At 47.2% G+C, this 22,038-nt stretch carries 24 protein-coding genes and 1 other annotated feature; all 24 genes read right to left on the reverse strand.

The genetic code is table 11. The annotated features are described in order from the left end of the window. Positions 1-99: 99 nt before the first annotated feature. Positions 100-972 carry a prephenate dehydratase gene (gene pheA, locus MHH25_RS23855; protein ID WP_074096239.1) on the reverse strand — a complete coding sequence of 291 codons (873 nt, stop codon included), beginning with the start codon at positions 970-972 and terminating at the stop codon, positions 100-102. Then, positions 969-1,937 carry a homoserine kinase gene (gene thrB / locus MHH25_RS23860; protein WP_074096240.1) on the reverse strand — a complete coding sequence of 323 codons (969 nt, stop codon included), beginning with the start codon at positions 1,935-1,937 and terminating at the stop codon, positions 969-971. Before thrB ends, pheA begins: the two co-directional genes overlap by 4 nt. Then, on the reverse strand, positions 1,934-3,004 hold the full coding sequence (thrC, locus tag MHH25_RS23865; protein ID WP_036673546.1) for a threonine synthase: 1,071 nt from the start codon (positions 3,002-3,004) through the stop codon (positions 1,934-1,936). Before thrC ends, thrB begins: the two co-directional genes overlap by 4 nt. A gap of 115 nt (positions 3,005-3,119) precedes the next feature. Beyond that, entirely contained in the window at positions 3,120-4,406 is a 1,287-nt protein-coding gene (locus tag MHH25_RS23870; protein ID WP_340018328.1) for a homoserine dehydrogenase, read from the reverse strand. Positions 4,407-4,464: 58 nt separating this feature from the next. Next, positions 4,465-4,902: an ACT domain-containing protein gene (locus MHH25_RS23875; RefSeq protein ID WP_017692625.1), complete on the reverse strand. Its 438-nt coding sequence runs from the start codon at positions 4,900-4,902 to the stop codon at positions 4,465-4,467. Between the two features lie 228 nt (positions 4,903-5,130). Then, positions 5,131-6,441, reverse strand: a complete 1,311-nt coding sequence (gene obgE, locus MHH25_RS23880) for a GTPase ObgE (protein ID WP_036673545.1) — start codon at positions 6,439-6,441, stop codon at positions 5,131-5,133. Between the two features lie 17 nt (positions 6,442-6,458). Next, a complete protein-coding gene (locus MHH25_RS23885; RefSeq protein WP_036673602.1) occupies positions 6,459-7,196 on the reverse strand; it encodes a Spo0B domain-containing protein in 738 nt (245 codons plus the stop codon). Between the two features lie 150 nt (positions 7,197-7,346). After that, on the reverse strand, positions 7,347-7,658 hold the full coding sequence (gene rpmA / locus MHH25_RS23890) for a 50S ribosomal protein L27 (protein WP_017692622.1): 312 nt from the start codon (positions 7,656-7,658) through the stop codon (positions 7,347-7,349). A 23-nt stretch (positions 7,659-7,681) separates the two neighbouring features. After that, complete coding sequence (locus MHH25_RS23895) at positions 7,682-8,011, reverse strand: ribosomal-processing cysteine protease Prp (RefSeq protein ID WP_036605912.1); 330 nt, start codon at positions 8,009-8,011, stop codon at positions 7,682-7,684. A 14-nt stretch (positions 8,012-8,025) separates the two neighbouring features. Next, complete coding sequence (gene rplU, locus MHH25_RS23900) at positions 8,026-8,337, reverse strand: 50S ribosomal protein L21 (protein WP_017692620.1); 312 nt, start codon at positions 8,335-8,337, stop codon at positions 8,026-8,028. A gap of 14 nt (positions 8,338-8,351) precedes the next feature. Continuing rightward, positions 8,352-8,436: a sequence feature (ribosomal protein L21 leader region), on the reverse strand. A gap of 56 nt (positions 8,437-8,492) precedes the next feature. Then, positions 8,493-9,743: an Rne/Rng family ribonuclease gene (locus MHH25_RS23905; protein ID WP_036605911.1), complete on the reverse strand. Its 1,251-nt coding sequence runs from the start codon at positions 9,741-9,743 to the stop codon at positions 8,493-8,495. 106 nt (positions 9,744-9,849) lie between these two features. Further along, positions 9,850-10,710, reverse strand: a complete 861-nt coding sequence (locus tag MHH25_RS23910) for a M50 family metallopeptidase (protein ID WP_036605910.1) — start codon at positions 10,708-10,710, stop codon at positions 9,850-9,852. Next, positions 10,703-11,554: a M23 family metallopeptidase gene (locus MHH25_RS23915; RefSeq protein ID WP_076253326.1), complete on the reverse strand. Its 852-nt coding sequence runs from the start codon at positions 11,552-11,554 to the stop codon at positions 10,703-10,705. Before MHH25_RS23915 ends, MHH25_RS23910 begins: the two co-directional genes overlap by 8 nt. 149 nt (positions 11,555-11,703) lie before the next feature. Continuing rightward, the gene (gene minD, locus MHH25_RS23920; protein WP_017692616.1) at positions 11,704-12,498 is read right to left on the reverse strand and encodes a septum site-determining protein MinD; all 795 of its coding nucleotides are present in this window, start codon (positions 12,496-12,498) and stop codon (positions 11,704-11,706) included. Between the two features lie 3 nt (positions 12,499-12,501). After that, positions 12,502-13,164, reverse strand: a complete 663-nt coding sequence (minC, locus tag MHH25_RS23925) for a septum site-determining protein MinC (protein WP_017692615.1) — start codon at positions 13,162-13,164, stop codon at positions 12,502-12,504. Between the two features lie 74 nt (positions 13,165-13,238). Beyond that, positions 13,239-13,772, reverse strand: coding sequence for a rod shape-determining protein MreD (mreD, locus tag MHH25_RS23930; RefSeq protein ID WP_036673543.1), 534 nt, complete (start codon positions 13,770-13,772; stop codon positions 13,239-13,241). Then, positions 13,772-14,644 carry a rod shape-determining protein MreC gene (gene mreC, locus MHH25_RS23935; RefSeq protein ID WP_076253325.1) on the reverse strand — a complete coding sequence of 291 codons (873 nt, stop codon included), beginning with the start codon at positions 14,642-14,644 and terminating at the stop codon, positions 13,772-13,774. Before mreC ends, mreD begins: the two co-directional genes overlap by 1 nt. A 185-nt stretch (positions 14,645-14,829) precedes the next feature. Continuing rightward, entirely contained in the window at positions 14,830-15,864 is a 1,035-nt protein-coding gene (locus tag MHH25_RS23940; RefSeq protein ID WP_017692612.1) for a rod shape-determining protein, read from the reverse strand. A 183-nt stretch (positions 15,865-16,047) separates the two neighbouring features. After that, a complete protein-coding gene (gene radC, locus MHH25_RS23945; protein WP_036673540.1) occupies positions 16,048-16,737 on the reverse strand; it encodes a DNA repair protein RadC in 690 nt (229 codons plus the stop codon). A gap of 37 nt (positions 16,738-16,774) precedes the next feature. Further along, positions 16,775-17,386 carry a Maf family protein gene (locus MHH25_RS23950; protein ID WP_036673538.1) on the reverse strand — a complete coding sequence of 204 codons (612 nt, stop codon included), beginning with the start codon at positions 17,384-17,386 and terminating at the stop codon, positions 16,775-16,777. Between the two features lie 94 nt (positions 17,387-17,480). Then, positions 17,481-17,723, reverse strand: a complete 243-nt coding sequence (locus MHH25_RS23955; RefSeq protein WP_036605903.1) for a DUF4321 domain-containing protein — start codon at positions 17,721-17,723, stop codon at positions 17,481-17,483. Positions 17,724-17,868: 145 nt separating this feature from the next. Continuing rightward, positions 17,869-19,098 (reverse strand): SPOR domain-containing protein, encoded by a 1,230-nt coding sequence (locus MHH25_RS23960; protein ID WP_340018329.1) that lies wholly within the window; start codon positions 19,096-19,098, stop codon positions 17,869-17,871. Between the two features lie 116 nt (positions 19,099-19,214). Beyond that, on the reverse strand, positions 19,215-20,534 hold the full coding sequence (gene murC / locus MHH25_RS23965) for a UDP-N-acetylmuramate--L-alanine ligase (RefSeq protein WP_047841184.1): 1,320 nt from the start codon (positions 20,532-20,534) through the stop codon (positions 19,215-19,217). A 56-nt stretch (positions 20,535-20,590) separates the two neighbouring features. Further along, positions 20,591-21,967, reverse strand: coding sequence for a folylpolyglutamate synthase/dihydrofolate synthase family protein (locus tag MHH25_RS23970; RefSeq protein ID WP_340018330.1), 1,377 nt, complete (start codon positions 21,965-21,967; stop codon positions 20,591-20,593). Positions 21,968-22,038: the final 71 nt, after the last annotated feature.

Here is a 22,038-nt window from a genome sequence, read left to right on the forward strand (position 1 = left end):
ATTAACCCGTCCATTGTACACCAAATGACAAGCCATTACTCGCTCATTCTACCCCGACTTATGACAACCTTCTAACTTTCCCAAACACCATCAGGTCAATTATCTCGAAGGATATGTATAACAAGGATAGCTACCCAGAACACGCACCTGACAATTCAATGCTTCAATCTCTGCCATGGCTGCGGTAAGCAATACCGAATCGACCGTTTCCACAACATCAATGTAAAAATAGTAACTGCCCAATCGTTTCTTCGTTGGACGAGATTCGAGACGGGTCAAGTTCAGCTTCCGCCATGCAAAAGCTGACAATACCTGATGCAACGCACCCGGTGCATCTTCTGGCAACGTCACCAGCAAGCTGGTTTTTACATGATCCGGTTCACGTGGAATGTTTACAGGTTCATGGCCGATGAGCACAAAACGAGTGTAGTTGTTGTCATGATCTGTAACCCGCTCAGCCATAATGTCCAGACCATGCTTCTGAGCAGCAAGCTTGGTACCAATCGCTACCCAACCCTTACCCGGATTTTTTTTCACAATTTCTACAGCTTCGGCTGTACTGTTCACACCTTCAAGGTCGGCCCCAGGCGAATGTAGCCGAATAAAATTCTGACACTGCGGAATAGCCACAGGGTGAGACATAATCTTGGTGATTCTACCAAAATCATACTCGCCACTCTCTGTCTTAAATTCCGAGCCATGTCCAATCACATTCTGGATGGATGGGTATACCCACTCCGCTTGCATCGGAATGTCTACTTCATTCACAAGCCAGTCCATATGAAGACTAACGGAACCCTCAATGGTATTTTCGATCGGAATGACACTGTATTGTGCATTTCCACTATCCGTTGCTCGAAAAACATCCGAAATGAGCTTGGAGTGAAGCAAATCTAATGGTTCCCCGTTGAAAAGGAAATCAATTGCCTCATGAGAGACTGAGCCTTCAGGTAATACTGCAATTCGTTTCATGCATTAACTTCCCCTTTGATTCTGTCCAGAAAAGGACGTTCGTCTTGATCAGGCAGCACGGTTACACCGTCCAAATCCGGATCGAGCCACAGTGCAGAAGCAGATATGCCCTCCCGCTCCATGGTGTCCAGCAAATATTGTTCCAATCCCGCTTTCCGGGTGTCATGACGATCTACCAAAGTCAATACGGTCGGTCCAGCTCCGCTCAGGGCAGCTCCCAACGCTCCATGATCAACAGCATGTTCCAATATCTCAGCCATGCCTGGCACCAATGATGCCCGATATGGTTGGTGAATTCGATCTGACATCGCCTTCTGAATCATATCCAGTCGTCCACTCGCCAAAGCGGCAACGAGCAGTGAAGATCTGCTAATGTTATGCACCACATCAGACATGCCAAATTGCTCTGGAATCACATTCCTTGCTTTTGAAGTAGACAGCTGGAATTCAGGTACAATAACCAAAGCCTGCAGATCCTGGTGTGGTTCAATACGTATATGATCTACCTGTTGACCATTCCATGCAGCCGTAATAATACCGCCATACAGAGATGCTCCCACATTATCAGGATGCTTCTCGAGGGATGTGGCCATATCCAGAAGCTTGGCATCGGATAAAGGAGCACCAATTAATGCATTCGCTGCTGCCAATGCACCAACGATGGCTGATGCACTGCTCCCGAGTCCCCGCGTAAGCGGAATATCGGAATACATGGAAATCTCCAATTCAGGGATGGATACCCCAGCTTCATTGAATACCATCTGTGCAACTTCGTAAATCAAATTCGATTTATCTGTTGGCAGACCTGTCAAATGATTGCCGTGAAGATGAAATGACGTCTGCTCGGCAGGTTTCATTTCCAACCAGGCATACAAAGACAATGCCATGCCCAGGGTATCAAACCCCGGACCGAGATTGGCTGTGCTTGCAGGTATTTTTACGGTTACCTTTTCACGCAAACTCATACAGATTGCTGCTCCAGTTGTGCAATAGCCGCCATTACCGCTTCTTCGGTATCCTCAACAACAAGCGGCTCAGTCGCTACTGTTTTGATCGCAATATTAGGATCTTTCAAGCCATTACCTGTCAGTACACAAACGACAGTCTCTCCGCCTTTAAAGTACCCTTCACTCTTCAGTTTGTATACACCGGCAAGGGAAGCCGCAGAAGCAGGTTCAGCAAAAATTCCTTCCCGAGAAGCAAGTGTACGATACGCTGTCAGAATTTGTTCATCCGTTACATAGTTGATCTGTCCACCAGATTCCTCAGCTGCAGCTACCGCCGTTTTCCAGCTCGCCGGATTACCGATTCGAATTGCTGTTGCTACCGTTTCAGGTTCAAGGATCGGCTCACCTTTGACAATGGCCATCGCACCTTCTGCTTCGAAACCAACCATACGTGGAAGAGTGCTGGACTTGCCTGCCTCTTTATATTCTTTGAAACCTTTCCAATAAGCCGAGATATTACCCGCATTACCGACTGGAATAGCCAGAACGTCAGGCGCTTCGCCAAGTTGTTCAATTACTTCAAACGCTGCTGTCTTCTGTCCTTCAATCCGGAACGGATTCACAGAGTTTACAAGCGTGATCGGATGTTTGGCTGTGATCTCACGCACAATCTCCAGTGCACGGTCAAAGTTACCATTGATCGCAATCACCTTAGCTCCATAGATCATGGCTTGGGCCAGTTTACCCAGTGCAATGTTGTTATTCGGGATCAGTACGATACAATTGAGGCCACCACGTGCGGCATAGGCCGCTGCAGCTGCTGACGTATTACCTGTGGATGCACACATGATCGTACGACTGCCCTCTTCCATAGCTTTGGCAACAGCCATAACCATACCGCGGTCTTTGAAAGATCCCGTAGGGTTCAAACCTTCGTATTTGAAGTAAACATTCAAACCGAGTTCCTCAGACAGATTCTCTGCATGAATCAACGGTGTATTTCCTTCCTGAAGTGTAAGCAGGGGTGTATTTTCATTAACTGGAAGGTGCTCTCTGTACGTTTGCAAAAGTCCTTGATATCTCATTGTGGGTAAACTCCTTTATGTTTTAATAATCTGAAATGATGACCTGTTGAACCGGATATGATTAACTTGTACGTTATAACTGAAATAATTGAGATGCCGTATGGGATAAGGACAATTATCCTTCGACCCGGTAAACACTCTTAATGCGGCGAATGACGCTGAGTGATTCAAAATGTTTTAACACTTTATCCATGCTTGCCTTACTTGCATTATGTGTAACGATAATGATCTCGGCATCCGGGTTGTGCTCATTCGGCTGTTGAACAACCGACGCCAGACTGACATCATATTCTGCGAAAATTTGTGTGATTTGTGCCAATACACCGGCTTTGTCGTCTACGTGTAGTAAAATAAAGTTTTTCGACACGATCTGTTCGTCGCTTTGCAGTCGCTTAATCTTATAAGGCACAATTGCTTTGAGACCGTTCACGCCAAGTTTAAGGTTTTTGGTAACCGCCACAATGTCAGCTACAACCGAAGTTGCCGTTGGGAGTTCTCCCGCACCCGCACCGTAGAACATCGTCTCCCCTACAGCTTCACCGTGTACATATACTGCGTTGAACACACCGTTGACTGAAGCAATCGGGTGATTCTGTCTAACCATTGTCGGCTGAACGCTGATCGTGATCTCATCGCCAATACGGTCCGCAATACCAAGTAACTTCATCTCATAGCCCAGTCTTTTAGCATACATAATGTCTTCACGAGTTACGGAGGATATTCCTTTAACGGTTACATCCTTCAACTCCACATTGGTACGGAAACCGAGTGTACTCAAGATCGCCATTTTGCGAGCTGCGTCAAGTCCCTCTACATCGGAAGTTGGATCCGATTCGGCATATCCCAGAGCCTGTGCTTCAGCCAGTACTTCTTCATAGGATGCACCTTCCTGACTCATTTTGGTCAGAATAAAGTTCGTTGTTCCGTTCACAATCCCCATAATGCGGGTAATCCGATCAGAAGAGAAACCTTCAATCAGCGTACGAATGATCGGAATCCCTCCAGCAACACTCGCCTCATAGAACACGTCACATTGTTTTTCCTGTGCCTTCGCCAAAATCTCTGTACCATGCAGTGCCATGAGATCTTTGTTTGCTGTTACGATATGTTTCCCACGTTCCAATGCTTCAAGAATATACTCCTTCGTCTGATCAATGCCGCCCATGACTTCAACGATAACATCAATATCCGGATGACGAATGACTTCCCAAGGATCTTCCGTAAGCTTGGCACGGTCTACAGCAATAACACGTTCTTTCTCTGTGTTTTTCACTGCGATCTTCTCGATGACAATCGACGATCCAACCTGACTGCTCAGATCCTCCTGATTCCCTTCCACAATGCGAACGACTCCCGTTCCGACAGTTCCCAGACCCAACAATCCGACTTTTACCGGTTTCACTAACGATCTACCCCCTAATGTCTATTCTTGTCCGTCAGTCCTGTATGTTAAAGCCTACTTACCCTTGGCCTACAATACGTGTACGTCTTACGCCAGGCATATCTTGCATTCGATCCAGCATTTCACCAATTTCGCCATGAAGATGTGTTGTTTCCACCGAAATGACAACATTGGCTCTTCCCTGAAGCGGGATACTCTGATTAATCGTGAGTACATTAGCTCCATAACCAGCTACATGTCCAAGCACACGAGACAAGATCCCTGACTGATGCTCCAGATCAATGGAGATCGTTACAATTCTCTCGCGCTCAAGCTGGTTAATCAGATGAATTCCATCTTTGTACTTGTAAAAGGCACTCCGGCTTAATCCGACCTGTTCAACCGCCTCATGCACTGTTTTAACATCACCAGAAGCCAGTAGTTCTTTTACCTGCATGGTCTTCACCACTGCCTCTGGTAAAATATCTTCCCGTACTAAGTAATAGCGTTCGTTCACAGAACGTCCTCTCCTCAAAGACTCATGTATTCATATAGTGGACATTATATAGGATCTATGACAAAAGGGCAATACATGACACGCCTATTTTTTGAAATACGTTCCTCACAGTATACAAGTTTATCCCTCTCCCATGTCAGGAAAAAACAAAAAAACGCAGAGTTGCGGGTCAACTTCCCACTTCTCTGCGTTCCTATATCAATCTGTCTCTCCACGGAAGACGGCTACTTAGTAGTAACTGCTGCCTTCCACGAATTCGAATTCAAAGTCTCCAATACGAACGATGGTACCTTCTACAGCTCCGCGCTTACGCAACTCAGCGTCCACACCCATATAACGCAATGTACGTGCGAGCTTCAGTATAGCCTCGTGCGAGTTCAGTTGCATCCGTTTCATCATGCGGTCAATCTTGGCACTTTCGACAACGAACATTTCGTTCTCACGCACAATTTTGAAACCATCGTCTTCTTTTTTGTCCAGACTATATACTTTACGTTCAGATACATCTGCTACCTCTTCAACCACTCGCTCGTCTGGAGCCTGATCCAGCAGATCAGCTGCACGATACAGAAGTTCTTGAATCCCTTTACGAGTCAAGGATGAAATTGGCATCACTTCAATATCAGGTTGAACTTCACGAACTTGCTGTAAAAATTGCTCCAGGTTCGCTTCAGAGTCTGGCATATCCATCTTGTTAGCTGCTACAACTTGCGTTCTCTCGGCGAGAAGCGGATTGTACAACTTCAATTCGTCATTGATTTTCTGCCAGTCTTCAAAAGGATCGCGTCCTTCCGAACCCGACATATCTACGACATGAACAATAATCCGAGTACGCTCGACATGACGTAGGAACTCATGTCCCAGTCCGACACCTTCATGCGCACCTTCAATCAGTCCAGGCAAATCGGCCATAACGAAGCTTCGGCCTTCTCCTACACCGACTACACCCAGATTCGGTGTAATGGTTGTGAAATGGTATGCACCGATCTTTGGCTTGGCTGACGAAACGACAGAAAGCAATGTGGATTTCCCGACACTCGGGAAACCAACCAGACCAACATCTGCCATAACTTTCAGTTCGAGTACGATGTAACGCTCCTGTCCTTCTTCACCATTCTCGGCAAGTTCAGGTGCAGGATTGTTCGGTGTAGCAAATCGGATGTTCCCCCGTCCGCCCCGACCACCACGAGCAATAACAACCTGTTGACCGTGACGTGTCATATCCGCCAGTACTTCTCCACTGTCTTCATCCAAGATGATAGTTCCTGGTGGAATGCGTACAATCATGTTTTCCGCGTTTGCACCATGCTGACTTTTGTTACGTCCCTTCTCACCACGTGGGGCCTTGAAGTGACGCTGGTAACGGAAATCCATCAACGTACGCAAACCTTCATCCACGCGGAAAATGATGTCAGCTCCTCTGCCTCCATCGCCCCCGGCAGGTCCGCCGTTTGGTACATACTTCTCACGACGGAACGAAATAATTCCGTCCCCTCCGTCTCCGGCTTTTACATAAATCTTCGCTTTATCTACAAACATTGGTTAACCCCTTCTTCCTATATTCCACACGGCATTCTGAATTGTATAAACGTATCCTCAGACGGAAACTGCTCCGTTCTGACTTTTTTTCCTTTGAGTACGGCAGTAAGCTGCCGCAGTGTTTCCGGATCGGGTGTTTGATCCCCATCCAGTCGGACAACCACATCTCCATGATCCTGTCCGAAGTTTAAGGTCAGTTTGCGAACCTCTCCCCAAGAAGACCGGCCGCCGCCATATTGATAGGCCCTGATTGCATCAGCAATCGCCCCGGTAAGTGACTCGCCATCCTCGGGAGAGACCAGAGCACTAAGCTGCAACTCATCTTCTATTTCCACATGCAAGTCCAGCGCAATTCCACTGGCGCGAAAAGATTGAAGATAAAATACGAGGGAAGGAATACCTAATCTGGAGATTCGGCTTTCTTCTGTAACCCGCTCTTTTATTCTTTCCACACATTGCAAGGATTTATCAAGTTTGCCCAGCCGAAGATATCCATATAACACCTGAAGGTCGTTCATCCAGTCGTGTCGATGATGATTTAATGAAGCAATTGCTGTCTTTTCCATGGATTGTATGATGGCTCTGCGTTCCGCCTCCGCCTGTTTCTTCATCGCATTCACAGAAATGAGCAATACTGCGACGGACCACAATGCGCACACGACGCTTGAGATCATCGCCGGATACAACATAACGAAAACCAAAGGAATCAGAAGTGAACATGCCGCAATCCACGGCACTCTTTTCCAAGATTTCATGGCTTCTCCCCGTTCTACAAAACTCGGTTGGTCTACACCCACCGTAACCAAGTATAACATGTCTCTTCTGCCAGTTCATTATCGAATAACCGTTGAATACAAAAAACCTTCGGCAAAAATGCCGAAGGCTCCTTAGGCGGAATGCCGATATTACGCTTCTACTGCTGCTGCTACAGGAGCAACATTAACAGGGTAGATGCTTACTTTTTTGCGATCGCGTCCCCAACGTTCGAATTTTACAACGCCGTCGATTTTCGCGAACAAAGTGTCATCTTTACCGATGCCAACGTTAGTTCCTGGGTGAATTTTCGTTCCGCGTTGGCGAACGAGAATGCTACCACCAGTTACAGTTTGACCATCAGCACGTTTAACACCCAGACGTTGAGCATTACTGTCACGTCCGTTCTTCGTGGAACCTACACCTTTTTTCGATGCGAATAACTGAAGATTTAATTTCAACATGATTGGTTGTCCTCCTTCTTTGCTTATTTGAATTGCTGTATTTTAATATACTTCCCGTATGACTCTGCAATATTAGAGAGCATAACCACCATGGATTCGAGTAACAATTGTACCTGGGACCAAGTTTCCCCTCTCTCTAACAAAGGTAAAGAACCACTTAAAAAGCCATTCTTCATCTTGGCATCCATTTCGACACCGGTCAATGTTTCAATCGAGTTCACCGTACCCACTGTAACAGCGGATACCCCGGCACATACGATGTCTTCTCCCCGCTTGGCAAAATTAGCATGCCCTTCAATGGAAAAACGTTCGATGTTCCCGTCCTCATCACGAAAGATTTGAACGATAATCACTTATCGCACCTTCTTTACGCTTTGATTGTTTCGATAGTTACTTTAGTGTACGGTTGACGGTGACCTTGCTTCACATGGTAGTTCTTTTTAGGTTTGTATTTGTATACGATAACCTTTTGTCCTTTGCCATGTTTCTCCACTTTAGCCGTTACAGTAGCTCCGGAAATCAATGGTGTACCTGCTGTCAAACCTTGATCGTTAGATACAGCCAGGACACGGTCGAACGTTACGCTTTCGCCATCGTTCGCAGTCAATTTCTCGATGAACAGAACATCGCCCTCTTGGACTTTGTACTGTTTGCCGCCTGTTTCAATAATTGCGTACATTTGCCTTGCACCTCCTCATGTCTCAGACTCGCCCGTTCTCAGGTGACAGTGTCCTTGCGGAACTGTTCTTATACCCGGCCAGTGCGGTTACAGCATGTGCAAGACCATTAGGCTAAACACATACTTGAAGATTATATCACGCAATATATCAAAAATCAATGCAATGGTGAAATATATCTTTTTCCCGTACCATGACAGGAAGAACACGGTTCCACATAGGGCAACGTACTTTCTTCCCGCACTTTCTTACGGGTAAGTTCGAGCAAACCCAGCTTGGTCCAACCCATTACAAACGCTTTGGTCCGATCCTTCTTGAGCTCACCCTCCAAGGTTGCCGCGACTTCATGCCGATTCGAAGCTTCCTCCATATCAATAAAGTCGACAATAATCATGCCACCGATATCTCGCAGGCGCATCAGACGAGCAATCTCCACTGCTGCCTGTATGTTGGTCTCTGTCACGGTCTCTTCCAGACTGTCACCGCCAGCTCCCGTATATTTGCCTGTGTTCACATCCACTACAGTCAGAGCTTCGGTATGATCAATGACAATGTATCCGCCTCCGGGCAACCATACTTTCCGAGCAAAATCCTTATTCAACTGTTCCTGCACACCATAGGCAGCAAAGATGGATTCTGTTCCCCGATACACCTGTACTTTGGGTTGATGACCAGGACTAATCTCTTCGAGCAATGCTTTTACCTCACGGGCTTGTCCTTCACTATCAGTGATGACTTCGTCACTCCCTGGCGTATACACATCTCTGATGATTCGCTGTACCATGCTATGATCCCGATGCAAGAGGCTTGGTGAAGGCAAACTGTCCGCTTTTTCACGAATCAGATACCACTGCGCGCGTAATGTTTCCAAGTCCGACTTAATGGCTTCATGCTGCTCTTCTCCAGATACGGTCCGAATAATAAGTCCTTCTTCATCCCGCCTCAGTTGCTCCCCAAGTGCCTTAAGACGGGAACGATCCCCTTCACGGGCAATTTTCTTGGATACCGCTACATAGTCAGCAACAGGCATGTAGACAAGCCAACGGCCCGGGAGTGAATAATGAGTCGTCACCCGGGCTCCCTTGCCTCCAACCGGTTCTTTCAGAACCTGAACAATGACTTCCTGACCCGGACGAAGCAACTCCGAGATGGAAGGCTTCACCTTGGGCTGTTTCTCCAGATGGGGATGCAACACATCGTCCACATAGAGAAACGCATTCTTTTTCTGACCAATATCCACAAAAGCAGCTTGCATACCTGGTAACACATTCACGACCCGTCCCTTGAAAAAGGAACCCAGCAGTCCACGATCACGTGTACGCTCTGCCGTAAATTCCACAGCTTTGCCTTCTTCCAGAAGCGCCATTTGCATGAGGTTATGTTCATTATGTACTATCATTTGTTTCATGGCTTCACCTCTAGAAGACAATTCAAATCATCCACATCCATTTCAGTATCTTTTCAATTCTCATTGTACATATATTAACCCATTTCAGAACAGGTCCACCAGAACACTACAATTTATTACCATTTTGTTGAAAATAGGAACCGATAATCCGTTGCTCAGGCAATACGGCCATAATTCGACCCTGTCTGTTCATCACGTATACCATATGGTATCTTTCTCTCTTTAATAGACGCAAAATAGTGTCCAAAGGTTTCGCCGGGAATGAGATTATTGGCTGCGCCAAACTGCCAGTAGCCGCGTGACGAGCAAACGCACCCTCTCGATTCATCAGAAAACGAATAAAGCGATAGGGCACATTTCGGTAATCCGTTACGTTGGAATAGAACAAAAAAAGGCCGATTAACAGAATGTTGAGCGGTAGGCCGTAGTCTCCAGTAAACCATCGGCTGATAGCATATAAAATAACCCCTACGCTACACAGAATGCTAATTCTGTAAGTCCACATTAATGTTGTATAGTAAGGTGCCCACAGACTGACAAGTGCCTGAACAACTTTACCTCCGTCCAGAGGAAGTACAGGCAGCAGATTAAATAGGGCAATGAGCAGGTTCCCCTGAATGATATAGTTGAGAAATACCGGATCGCCCAGATTGCCATACTGCAACAGCATAACCACGCCAACCATCAGGATGTTTTGTAATGGACCAGCCAGAGCAATCATGATTTCCCGGTAAGCCGTGATCGTACCTCCATCTTCGATAACCGCAACTCCTCCAAAAGGAAGCATCTGGATCGACAAGACACGATAGCCCAGAAGTGCTGCCGCCGCAGCATGTCCACATTCATGAATGAATACGATGGCAAACAACGTAATAAGCTCAATAAAATGTCCAGTCAGAAGGGAGGCCATCATGATAATTACAAAAAACGGATGAAACGTAATATGGACTCCCCACACCCTAATCAAGGGCAACAACTTCCGCCGGGTCTACGTACTCCTCCCCCTCTTTGACTGCAAAATAGAGCGTGGCCGGTTGTTCACCACCCGTAGCCTTGAGACTCCCCACTGGATTCCCCGCTTCCACCCAATCATTCACGCTCACTTCACTTTCGTTCAGCCGACCGTATATTGCCGTGACATTGCCTGTATGTTGGATGACAACTGTGAATCCACTTGCTGCATCGCCGATAACCTCCATGACACGCCCAGCATCAGAACTTGCGACCTGTATAAGTTCTGCACCTGCGGCATCCGGAACGATCTCAATTCCCTTCATGCTCAGCGCGAATGGCTGAACCACTGTGCCTGAGATCGGTTTGCCCAGTAACTGCCTTACTTTCAATCCGTTCACGGCATCCGTCGTATGTCCGAGGACCGGAAGAAACGAAGGCGTTCCTCCAAAATGCCGTTCATACCAAGCCGATGCTGAGGCAAAATCCATATCCCGATGGAGTGCATCCGCAATTACTGTTTTGGGTGATGTCGTCCACGATGTATCCAACTGAAATAGACCCCATACTCCGCCAAATATCAAAGCGCTAATAACCGTCCGTTTGAGAAGTGACTTGAACAGGTTGAATCTCGAATGCCCCCCTGGAACGAAATGACCATTCTCTTTTTTCCACAACCATTCCGGATCTCTTTCCTGTGTCCCCTCACTAGGCGGCGTAAATGGTTTTGGGTGTATGATCTCATTCTTGTCCAACAGTGAACCTAATTTCTGCTCCTGTAAGACCTCCACAGTGGCACCATCCATCAGTCGCCGGATACGTTCTTCTCGTCTCTGCTTGATTCTGAGTTTCGTGTTCATGGAATGTCCTCCCGCCGAGGCTTGTTTACTACATCCTATGAAGAGGTGGTTGATAATATGAACAAGCCTGCCCGCAGGTAACAAAAAAAGCCGGGCTATAAGCCACGGCTGTCATGTAATCAGATAATGAATAAGTCCATTTAAATGAGTTAACCCATTCCCAAGAACTTTTTGAAACGAGTAAAAGCACCCTTTTTCTGCTCCAGCTGCATCAATGGGACCGTATCTCCCAGAATGCGTCGTGCAATGTTGCGATACGCAATTGCCGCAAGTGAATCCGGATTCATGACCGTAGGTTCTCCTGAATTGGCCGCTTTGATGACCAGTTCATCATCAGGTACGATGCCAATCAGGTCAATATTAAGTACTTGTAAAATACCATCGATATCTAACATGTCACCCGATTTAACCATATTATTACGAATTCGATTCACCACCAGCTTTGGTGATTGAATGTGCGAACTCTCCAGCAGGCCGATGACACGATCCGCATCACGTACTGCAGCATTTTCCGGTGTAGTGACCACGATGGCCTGATCTGCTCCTGCTACCGCATTTTTGAAACCCTGCTCTATGCCGGCTGGGCAATCAATAATGACGTATTCAAAATCTTTTTTCAATTCAAGGATAATATCCTTGACCTGTTCTGGCGACACTGAGTTTTTGTCTCTCGTCTGCGCCGCAGGCAACATATATAATTCTTCGAAACGCTTGTCTTTGACCAAAGCCTGATTCAGACGGCAGCGGCCGTCCGCAACGTCGCACAGATCGTAAATAATACGGTTTTCGAGTCCCATCACGACATCCAAATTACGAAGGCCGATATCGGTATCTACCAGACAAACCTTTTTGCCGAGCAGCGCCAGCGCTGTCCCGATGTTTGCCGAGGTGGTTGTTTTACCCACGCCGCCTTTACCCGAAGTGATCACGATCGCCTCTCCCATGAGCTACACTCCTTTAAACACATTAAAATCTCGGCGTAACCGAACGATATTGCTCATTTTGTCTATCTGCATCTGATTGTCCTGTAAGTAAGCAAATTCCATTCCGGTCTCTCGGCTCTCCCATTCATCGGGAGGACGACTGATGATATCCGCAATCCGTAGCTGCGTCGGTGCAAATACCGAAGCGGCAATGATCGCTTCCTCGTCCCCGCCAATTCCGGCATGAGCCATACCTCTGAGTGAACCCAACACATATATATCTCCGGTACACGTCACTGTGCCCCCCGGATTGATATCCCCAAGAAACAGGAGATTTCCTTCATGATGAAGCACCTGACCTGAACGCACCATACCACACATGGTTACAATCGGCGGTGGTCCTTTAACCTCCGGTTGGAGTGCAGGTGAGTCGATGGATCGAATAAGCAAATTCCCTTTTTGCTTCAATATATCGAGGATTGCTTCTTTCTGGTCCTCTGTCACTTCGCGGGCACCCAACTTGATATCCACATGAACAATCGGTCCGGTCAAAATATTTTGATGGCTGTGTTCCAGCTTATAGCGGAGCTCATAGAGCAATTCCTCGAATTCACATTGATCGTCCAACAGGAAAACCAGGCCGTCTCGGATGCCTTTAATCGTTACGTGATTCGATTTTACCGTCATAAGCCTGTCCCTCCCATCTCATTACATTTCGTGCCCGGGGCCCCAAGTTCCTGCTTTGCGCTCCATAAATGTATTTAGGAAGCTTCTTCTGTCTTGCTCCGTCTCTTGCCGATCCGCTCCAGTTGTTTCCGAAGCGGGACATAAATGATCAAGGCAAACACAAAATGAATGAACAAATTAGGAATCATGTATTCAATCAACGCCCAGTCAAAGGTCACGTGGTTAAGTTGGAAGAGCTTGTACAGGAAAAATAGCATGGTGTCATTAAGCAGACTTCCCAAAATGACAACCGATACCATAACCGGCAGTGGTGCACGTGGTGCTTGAAAAATGAGTCCCATCATATATGCCGATAATCCCATGGAGAATCCATAAGGTCCAATCATCTCGCCGTAGAATACAACGTCATGCAATAGTCCAAAAAATATACCGAGTACTAGTGCCGTGTGACGATGATGATATACAGCGATAAACAAAATTACGATATAGACCAGATTGGCAGAAATACGCATCTGCCAGCCAGAAGGGATGAGCAGCGGCAAAATTGTGCCTTCCGCAATGAACAAAAGGAATAGTAACAGGAACAAAACTTGCTTACGTGTTACCATTATTCTTTTACCTCAGGCGGGATAATGACAATCAGCTCTTTCCAATCAAGGAAGCTTGCGTATGGTTTGATAATCGCAGTTCGCGTTAAACCGTACTCCCCAACTTCAACCTTTTCCACTTCACCAATCCGCATGTACTTCGGAAAATTGTTAATAATTCCGGAGGAGATAATCTCATCATCCTCTTTGATATTAGAATCCTCCGAGATCTTGGTCATTTTGAGCATGCCCGTCTTCGGATCATAACTCTCAATCATACCAAATACTTTCTCCTTACCTACTGCCGTTGCTGCAATGGCATTGGATGTTGGATCATTGGCGTCCATGGACGTTAACAGATTAACCGTTGATGTATATGAGCTGACATGACTGATCACGCCGACCAGCCCTTCCTGGGAGGTAACGGCCATCCCCGGCTTGATTCCCGCATTTTCACCGATATCAATGTTAATGGTTCTGCTGTTTGGATCCGAATTGGCACTGATAACCTGAGCAATTCGTGAACCGTAATTATAGCGATTCTTCTGTTCTTCTGTGAAATTGAGCGCTTTCTGAAGCTGCTCATTCACTTGCTCCATATCATTGTACTTCAGTCGATCCCGGGTATAGTGACCCATCGCGATGCGGAGCTCTTCATTCTCTTCATATACCGTACGCATGTTCGCTACATCTTTGAAAAAGCCCGCTACATAGGAAGCGGGCTTGTAAAATACGTATTGTACAAATCCAACTGAATCCTTCAGGAATTTCTCCGGCCAGGATAGAGTGGTTCGCGGACTGAGCGTAAAGCCCATTAACGCGATAAATGTAACAAGGCCCACCAGCAAAACAAAAAGTCTTTTGTTGCCTAGCAGTTTAAACAGTTCGAACACCCTCTAACATCCATATTCTCTTCCGAGCCATGCCCGGCGGGGAGACTGTCAGACCTGTAGTCCCTGCGAGAATATCAGCCGATCCTCCCCTGTTAAGCGGGTAATAGCTCATCCCCGGGGTTAACCGGGTCCTCTATAAAGATATCTTGCCACTTGGTCGCTATGCCAAGTTAGGCAAATACCAATTAACGTTTGGAACGAACTGCAGAACTGCTTCTGCTTTTGAACAAATGAATATTCTCTAGCGCTTTACCTGTTCCGATTGCTACACAATCCAGCGGGTTCTCAGCCACAATGACAGGCATTCCTGTCTCACCAGCGAGAAGCTTGTCCAGGTTGCGAAGCAACGCCCCACCACCTGTAAGAACGATACCCCGATCCATGATATCGGCTGCAAGTTCAGGCGGGCATTTTTCCAGTGTTACTTTTACCGCTTCAACAATTGCATTCACCGTATCAGCCAGCGCTTCACTGATCTCGTCCGAAGTAATCGTAATGGTCTTCGGCAGACCTGTTACAAGGTCACGTCCACGAATTTCCATCGTTTCTACTTGTTCCAATGGCATTGCTGATCCGATGTCCATCTTCAATTGCTCCGATGTACGCTCACCGATCATGAGATTGTATTGGCGTTTGATGTACTGGATAACGGATTCATCCATCTCGTCACCTGCTACACGAACCGAACGGCTCGTTACAATACCACCAAGAGAGATAACAGCCACTTCCGTTGTACCGCCACCAATATCGACAACCATACTACCCGTTGGTTCCCATACAGGCAGATCTGCACCGATTGCAGCAGCAAAAGGCTCTTCAATCGTATAGGCTTCACGTGCTCCAGCCTGTTTGGTTGCATCTTCAACCGCACGTTGTTCTACTGCTGTGATCCCGGATGGTACACATACCATCACGTTTGGATGACGCTGGAACATAGAGCGTTGTTTTTGCGCCTCACGAATGAAATATTTGATCATCGTTGCCGTTGTATCAAAATCGGCAATAACGCCATCTTTCATTGGACGAATGGCACGAATGTTCCCTGGTGTACGTCCAATCATTTTTTTGGCGGCTTCACCTACTGCCTCGATGCTATTTGTATCTGTCCGTATAGCGACAACCGAAGGTTCTCGCACCACAATTCCTTTTCCTCGTACATAAACCAACGTATTTGCTGTCCCCAAGTCAATACCCAAATCTTTCGTAAAACCACCAAACATAACATAATCTCCTTTTCTGCCTCATATAGCCGCTCCATTCTGATCCAGAGCGTAATAATTTTATTCCCACGTAATACGTGGAGCTAATATTTGCATTTGTTTTTTTGCATTTGTAAAGTGAACCTATCTTTTACGGACAACGCCGTTAACATTCATAGGAAAACATCAACGCCAACCATTATATTATACTAAGCCCTTCTCCTTCAAACTTACGTACGTTCCATCTCCGATAATAATATGATCAAGCACGTCAATGCCAACAATAGCGCCTGCTTCAATCAGTCTCTTGGTTATTTGGATATCCTCCGGACTGGGCGTAGGATCACCACTCGGATGGTTGTGTGCGCACACAATCGATGCGCTGCTGCATTTGATGGCAGCCCGGAACACTTCACGTGGATGTACAATCGAAGCGTTAAGGCTGCCCATGGAGAGTGTTTCCTGGGCAATAATATGATTTTTGCTATTCAGAAAGAGACACACAAAATGTTCTTTTTGCAAATAACGCAATTGTTCCATCAGGATATCAGCTGCATCACGCGGTGTACGAATTGAAGTCGACTGTGTGAGTCTGCTTTTGGCAATCCGATGACCCAGCTCAATGCCAGCTTTCAATTGCACAGCCTTGGCATTGCCGATCCCTTTCATCGCGGTCAGTTCTTCCAGACTCAAATCCATCAACGAGCGAATGCCACCCGCTTCGGCCAGAATCCGCTGTGCCATATGCACCGCGGATTCCTGTCTTGTGCCTGTTCGAAGTAAAATTGCCAGCAATTCAGCATGGCTTAAGGCGCCCGCCCCGTATTCCATCATGCGTTCTCTCGGGCGTTCTTCCTGGGGGATGTCGCGCATCATGTATTGAGGCGACTCCATATGTTCCCTCTTTTCATTTCACAACATTTGGCTTCATTCATGTTCGTGGCAACACATGTACGCCGAACCCGTCCAACATATCACTTAGCAAAGATAGCGGCAAGCCAACCACATTAAAGTAACATCCTTCAATGCGGTCGATCAGTGAAGCACCAATGCCCTGAATGGCATATGATCCTGCCTTATCTGAAGGCTCACCTGTCTGCACATAAGCACGGATGGTCGCATCCGACAGCTCTTTCATCGTTACATCGGTCTGGCGGTAATGAACTAACGACTGTCCATTGCCCGCATCAATACAAGCGACACCCGTAAACACCCGATGTACGCGGCCCTGCAGCCTTGATAACATACGTTCAGCATCCGCTTCGTCTAAGGGTTTGCCTAGAATCTCACCATCCAGAACAACAACGGTGTCACTACCAACAATAATGGCTTCCTGCTCGCGGCCTTCAAGCCCACGATACACGGCAAGCGCCTTGCGCAAAGCAAGTTCCTGTACCGTCTGTTCAGGTGTCCACTCTGGTGGTGTATCTTCATTGGCATGACTTGGTATTACATCAAACGCTAGGTGGAGTGATGCGATCAGTTCTTTGCGCCGAGGCGATGTGGAGGCCAGAATAATAGGGCGCTGTTGTGTGTTATCCAAAATGAACGGCTCCTTATGCCACGGCAACATCCTGTCCGGATCACGATAATAGATGTCACTGGTTTAATTTTTTTCGTCATAACTCGTCATTCTCCTACAGTCTGCGATACAGCCACACAGCGGCAATCATACCGATCAGACTCAGAAGGCTCATTTGAAATTGAAGTGAAATATTATAACTGATAATATCCAGATCAGCCTGTGGCGACCAACGTATGGTCGTGGCTTTCGTAAGAAAGGCTACTGCCTTTACAGGCTGCAGTGCCTTGGCGATCCACGCTCCGGCCATCCAGCCGAGCAGCAGAAACAGCAATAACATGCCGAAGTTTTTTTTCATCGGTAATCTTCCCTCGCCATTTTTTGACACCCACATTATTATACGGGGTTTTGTACGTCAATACAAACACAAATCCGGCAAGGGGAACTATTTCCAGTTCCTTGCCGGATGGGTATTTCCAAGCGTTGTTATGGGAAAGAGCATGTTACTGCTTTATCGCTTCGAGCCATTTTTTCTGCTGCAGTACATAATCCATCAGATCGGACTGCACGGACCACATGTGTACATCATCCGGGTTTTTGTTGTACTCCGCTATAGCCGTAATTGCACTGTTCATTGATTTCTCCATTCCACCAATAATAGGTTTTACATCTGCGGTCAGGCCAGGTGTAAGACTATTTAATCCCGTCAGCCATGACTCGTGCTTATTCTGAATCGCGGTCATCGTTTCTGTAGAGACTGCTGCCGGAGCAGACTGTCCCAGCTGCTGAATGGACAAGGTAGATAATTGTTCCACCAGTGCAGAACTGTTTGTGAAGAAAAGCTGCACATCCTCTTGCTTGCCACCGAATATAGCCGGGTTGATCTCAGGGTTCACAATCTCCTTGACATACAGTTCAACTCCCTGGGCTTTTAACCTGGAGCTAAGTAGCTTGGCCTCTTCACGATCAGCCGAAATGCCTGCATATACTCGATTGCCATCTTCAGGATCAGAACCTGTGGCTATACCTGCCTGAGCCAGTTCAAGCTTAGCCTGCTCAGCTCGTTCAGGAGAACTGAACACGCCGTATTGAAGTGCATAATACGTACTGCCAGTCGCCGCTGTCTGAAGCTGCTGCTCTGTACCTGCAGTCCCCTCCTGACCCGTCACAGTGGAAACTGCCTGATTGACGGGCAGAAGATCGCCTGGCTTCGCGGCTCCTTCTTTATTAAAAAATGAAAGAATAACCATACCAAAAAGTGCTCCGGTAACAAGTGCACCAGTGACAGAACCAATCATTTTCCAGCCTCTTGGAGGGCGATTGCGTTTATAGGAATAGTTCTCCGAATCTGCAAGCCAGTCGTGGCCCTGATCATCATGGATATTGGGCAGATCACGACGCTCTTCCTCCGGATTATCAGTGTGATTAACATAACCGTAACCGGAACGGTTCCCAAAATAATGGGCCTCATCCAAGTTCAAGTTCGAATCATGACTCACCCGCTCGTCAGATTCAGGTACAGTAGAGCTTGTCAGCACCGTCTCTCCCCAGTCTCCGGGGATATCCTCAGGCGCCCATGATGGGGTTGTATCCATCTGCTTAGGCGTTAGCGGTTGATTATGCGGTAATTCTTCACTTAACGTCACCAATGGACTGGACGCGGATATCCTCTTGTTTTCAGGCTTGTCCGACTCATGATCCCCGAAGCGAAACGTCATTCTAGCATTGCTCACCCGTACCCTCTCCTTTGTCCCATTTATATAAGCTATATGCAGAGACTGGAGAATACATTCCATATAACGCAAAAAACGCCTGCTTCGTATCGAAGACAGGCGATTTCTCAATTGATCTATTTCAAACCTTTGGCAAGTGTATCGCCGACTTTCCAGATATCACCTGCGCCCATCGTAATCACAAGATCTCCTGGCTGCAGACGATGTTGCAGATCAGCTACCACTTCTTCTTTTGTAGGAAGGTAACGTGCAGAAGCATTACTGTTTTGAACGATCAGTTCAACCAGTCGGGCCGAGGTTACCCCTTCGATCTGTTTTTCGCCCGCAGGAGAATAGATGTCCGTAATAAGCACCTCATCCGCTTCCGCGAAAGCACGACTGAACGCATCCAGCAGGAAGAACGTCCGCGTATAACGCTGTGGCTGGAATACCGCAATAATGCGTTTGCCCGTTGCTTTGGCGGCACTAATTGTAGCTTCAATCTCAGTCGGGTGATGAGCATAATCATCGATGATCAGCATATCGCGCGCCTCGCCCAATACCTGGAATCTACGTTTGGCTCCATGGAACTGGATGATAGCTGCCACAATCTTCTCAAATGGAATGCCTGCTTCCAGACAGGTAATCACAGTAGCCATCGCATTATAAACGTTATGCTTACCCGGCACTGATAATTCCACCGTGCCCATAGCAGCACCCTGATGATTCATCGTAAAGGAGATACGGCGATCGCCCAATACAATATCCGTTGCCGTATAATCTGCAGCACGATCAATACCATAGGTTGTAATCCGTGACTTGAGTTCTGGCAAAATCGCTTGAACATTCTCGTCGTCAGAACACACAATCGCTGTTCCTTCCGGACGAATCTGGCTCAGGAACTGCACATAAGCCCTTTTGAGCTCCTCAAAATCACTGTTGTAATTCTCCAGATGATCTGCCTCAATATTGGTTACAATACCGAGCCATGGATGGTACTGCAGAAACGAACCATCGCTCTCGTCCGCTTCAGCGACTACCCAGTCGCCTTGACCGGCCTTCGCGTTGGTACCCACATTCATGATTTCTCCGCCAATAATGTATGTCGGATCTGTATCACATTTATCCATAACAAGTGCAATCATGGATGAAGTGGTTGTTTTACCATGAGCCCCAGCTACAGCCACACCTTTACGTTCGTTCAACAAACGTGCAAGCATCTGGGAACGATGCAGAATCGGAATGTTCAGCTCTGCAGCTGCTACCCGTTCCACATTATCAGCAGGCGCTGCTGTAGAGTAGACAACAAGATCTGCTCCAGTGACGTGCTCTGCCGTATGTCCAATATATATTTTCGCTCCCTTGGCTGCCAACTTCTCGGTCAACTCCTGTGAAGCGACATCCGATCCGGTAACGGTGTATCCCATTTCCAACATAACTCTTGCGATGGCACTCATGCCATATCCGCCAATCCCTATAAAATGAACGTGTTCCGATGTATTTAACAAAACTTTCACCAACCTTTTTCAGAATCGGTTTGATGCAAAAGGGCTGCCCGCACATCCGCAATCAGGTACAGTGTGCCGGAGACCACCCCCAGATCTTCCGCTTCCGTCCGTGACTTCAATAGATCAAGTGCCTTTGCCCATTCGGGCTCGACGATGATTTCCAGTTCCTGCTTCGCAATGGCGGGACGTACCCGTTCGACAATCTGCAGCAATTCGGCTGCATCCATTTTGCGTCGGAAATCTGGCTCGGTCAGGATCAGCGTATCCACTAGTGGCAGTATATGCTGCAAATACGCTTCGTGATGCTTATTTGCCAACATACCCATCATCAAAATTAACTTGTTGTGCGGATAGACATCCATAATGCTCTTGGCCAGTGACTCTGCCCCTTCCGGATTATGTGCTCCATCTAGCACAATTCGGGGTTCATTGACGACTTTTTCGAATCTTCCTGCCCAGAAAGCATTCTCCAGTCCAAGTGCAATATCGTTGTCATCCAGCATAAATGCCATGTATTGTCTAAGCAATTCAAGCACCATAAGTGCGGCCGCTGCATTGTCACATTGATGTGAGCCCTGCATGCGTATGCGAACGTCCAGATCACGGAACGGGCCTGTAAAATGAAAAGATTGTCCGTTCTCATTGCTGTCCAGTCTATGATAAGAGAATTGATCTCCAGCCAAATACACGCTTGATTGAAGCTGCTGTGCTTTCTCCTGAATCACCTTCACAGCTTCGGGTTGAGTCGCGCAAGTCACAACGGGTACTCCCGGCTTGATAATACCTGCCTTTTCTCCAGCAATCTGCTCAATCGTATCTCCAAGCACATCCGTATGATCCATACCAATGTTCGTGATGACGGACACAACAGGTGCGACAATATTCGTTACGTCCATCCTTCCCCCTAGCCCCGTCTCCCATACCACAACGTCAGGGTAACACTCCTCTGCATAGTACAGAAGCGCCAGAGCCGTGGACACCTCAAACATCGTGGGTGATCCAAGCGGAGTGGAGGCCATTTCCCTGACCAGTGGACGTAATCGGTTCGAGAGCTTAAGCAGGATTTCTTCAGGAATATCCTCGCCGTTGTATTGAAAACGGTTTGTAAACTTGGTGATATAAGGCGACGTAAAGGTACCCACATCATATCCAGCCTGAAGAAGCACTGACGTCAAAAAAGCGCAAGTCGAACCTTTGCCGTTCGTTCCCGCGACATGAATAAATTTGAGACGTTGGTGTGGATTGCCTAACATGGACATCAGACTCTCGATTCGTTCCAATCCAGGTCGGATGCCAAAAGGAATAAGGCCATTGATCCAGTCCACGGCCTCGTTATACGTAAGTAAAAGAGCTGCTGCATCTGTCCCGTCTAATTCCGTCATCTGATTCACCTTCGGTCCCGAGTTTGAGTGAAAAAGCGGCCGGATGGCATAATGGCTCTCCATCCGACCCA

The sequence above is a fragment of the Paenibacillus sp. FSL H3-0457 genome, from assembly GCF_037981725.1.
GTDB classification, from domain to species: Bacteria; Bacillota; Bacilli; order Paenibacillales; family Paenibacillaceae; genus Paenibacillus; species Paenibacillus amylolyticus.

Bases quoted from the DNA above. Each gene is read 5' to 3' on its own strand.
- MHH25_RS23885 (WP_036673602.1), bottom strand. From the start codon at position 7,196: ATGAAATCTTGGAAAAGAGTGCCGTGGATTGCGGCATGTTCACTTCTG.
- obgE (WP_036673545.1), bottom strand. From the start codon at position 6,441: ATGTTTGTAGATAAAGCGAAGATTTATGTAAAAGCCGGAGACGGAGGG.
- pheA (WP_074096239.1), bottom strand. From the start codon at position 972: ATGAAACGAATTGCAGTATTACCTGAAGGCTCAGTCTCTCATGAGGCA.
- rplU (WP_017692620.1), bottom strand. From the start codon at position 8,337: ATGTACGCAATTATTGAAACAGGCGGCAAACAGTACAAAGTCCAAGAG.
- MHH25_RS23970 (WP_340018330.1), bottom strand. From the start codon at position 21,967: ATGACGGAATTAGACGGGACAGATGCAGCAGCTCTTTTACTTACGTAT.
- mreD (WP_036673543.1), bottom strand. From the start codon at position 13,772: ATGGTAACACGTAAGCAAGTTTTGTTCCTGTTACTATTCCTTTTGTTC.
- thrC (WP_036673546.1), bottom strand. From the start codon at position 3,004: ATGAGATATCAAGGACTTTTGCAAACGTACAGAGAGCACCTTCCAGTT.
- thrB (WP_074096240.1), bottom strand. From the start codon at position 1,937: ATGAGTTTGCGTGAAAAGGTAACCGTAAAAATACCTGCAAGCACAGCC.
- MHH25_RS23940 (WP_017692612.1), bottom strand. From the start codon at position 15,864: ATGTTTGGTGGTTTTACGAAAGATTTGGGTATTGACTTGGGGACAGCA.
- MHH25_RS23955 (WP_036605903.1), bottom strand. From the start codon at position 17,723: ATGAAAAAAAACTTCGGCATGTTATTGCTGTTTCTGCTGCTCGGCTGG.
- minD (WP_017692616.1), bottom strand. From the start codon at position 12,498: ATGGGAGAGGCGATCGTGATCACTTCGGGTAAAGGCGGCGTGGGTAAA.
- murC (WP_047841184.1), bottom strand. From the start codon at position 20,534: ATGAGTGCCATCGCAAGAGTTATGTTGGAAATGGGATACACCGTTACC.
- minC (WP_017692615.1), bottom strand. From the start codon at position 13,164: ATGACGGTAAAATCGAATCACGTAACGATTAAAGGCATCCGAGACGGC.
- rpmA (WP_017692622.1), bottom strand. From the start codon at position 7,658: ATGTTGAAATTAAATCTTCAGTTATTCGCATCGAAAAAAGGTGTAGGT.
- MHH25_RS23905 (WP_036605911.1), bottom strand. From the start codon at position 9,743: ATGAAACAAATGATAGTACATAATGAACATAACCTCATGCAAATGGCG.
- MHH25_RS23915 (WP_076253326.1), bottom strand. From the start codon at position 11,554: ATGAACACGAAACTCAGAATCAAGCAGAGACGAGAAGAACGTATCCGG.
- radC (WP_036673540.1), bottom strand. From the start codon at position 16,737: ATGGAGTCGCCTCAATACATGATGCGCGACATCCCCCAGGAAGAACGC.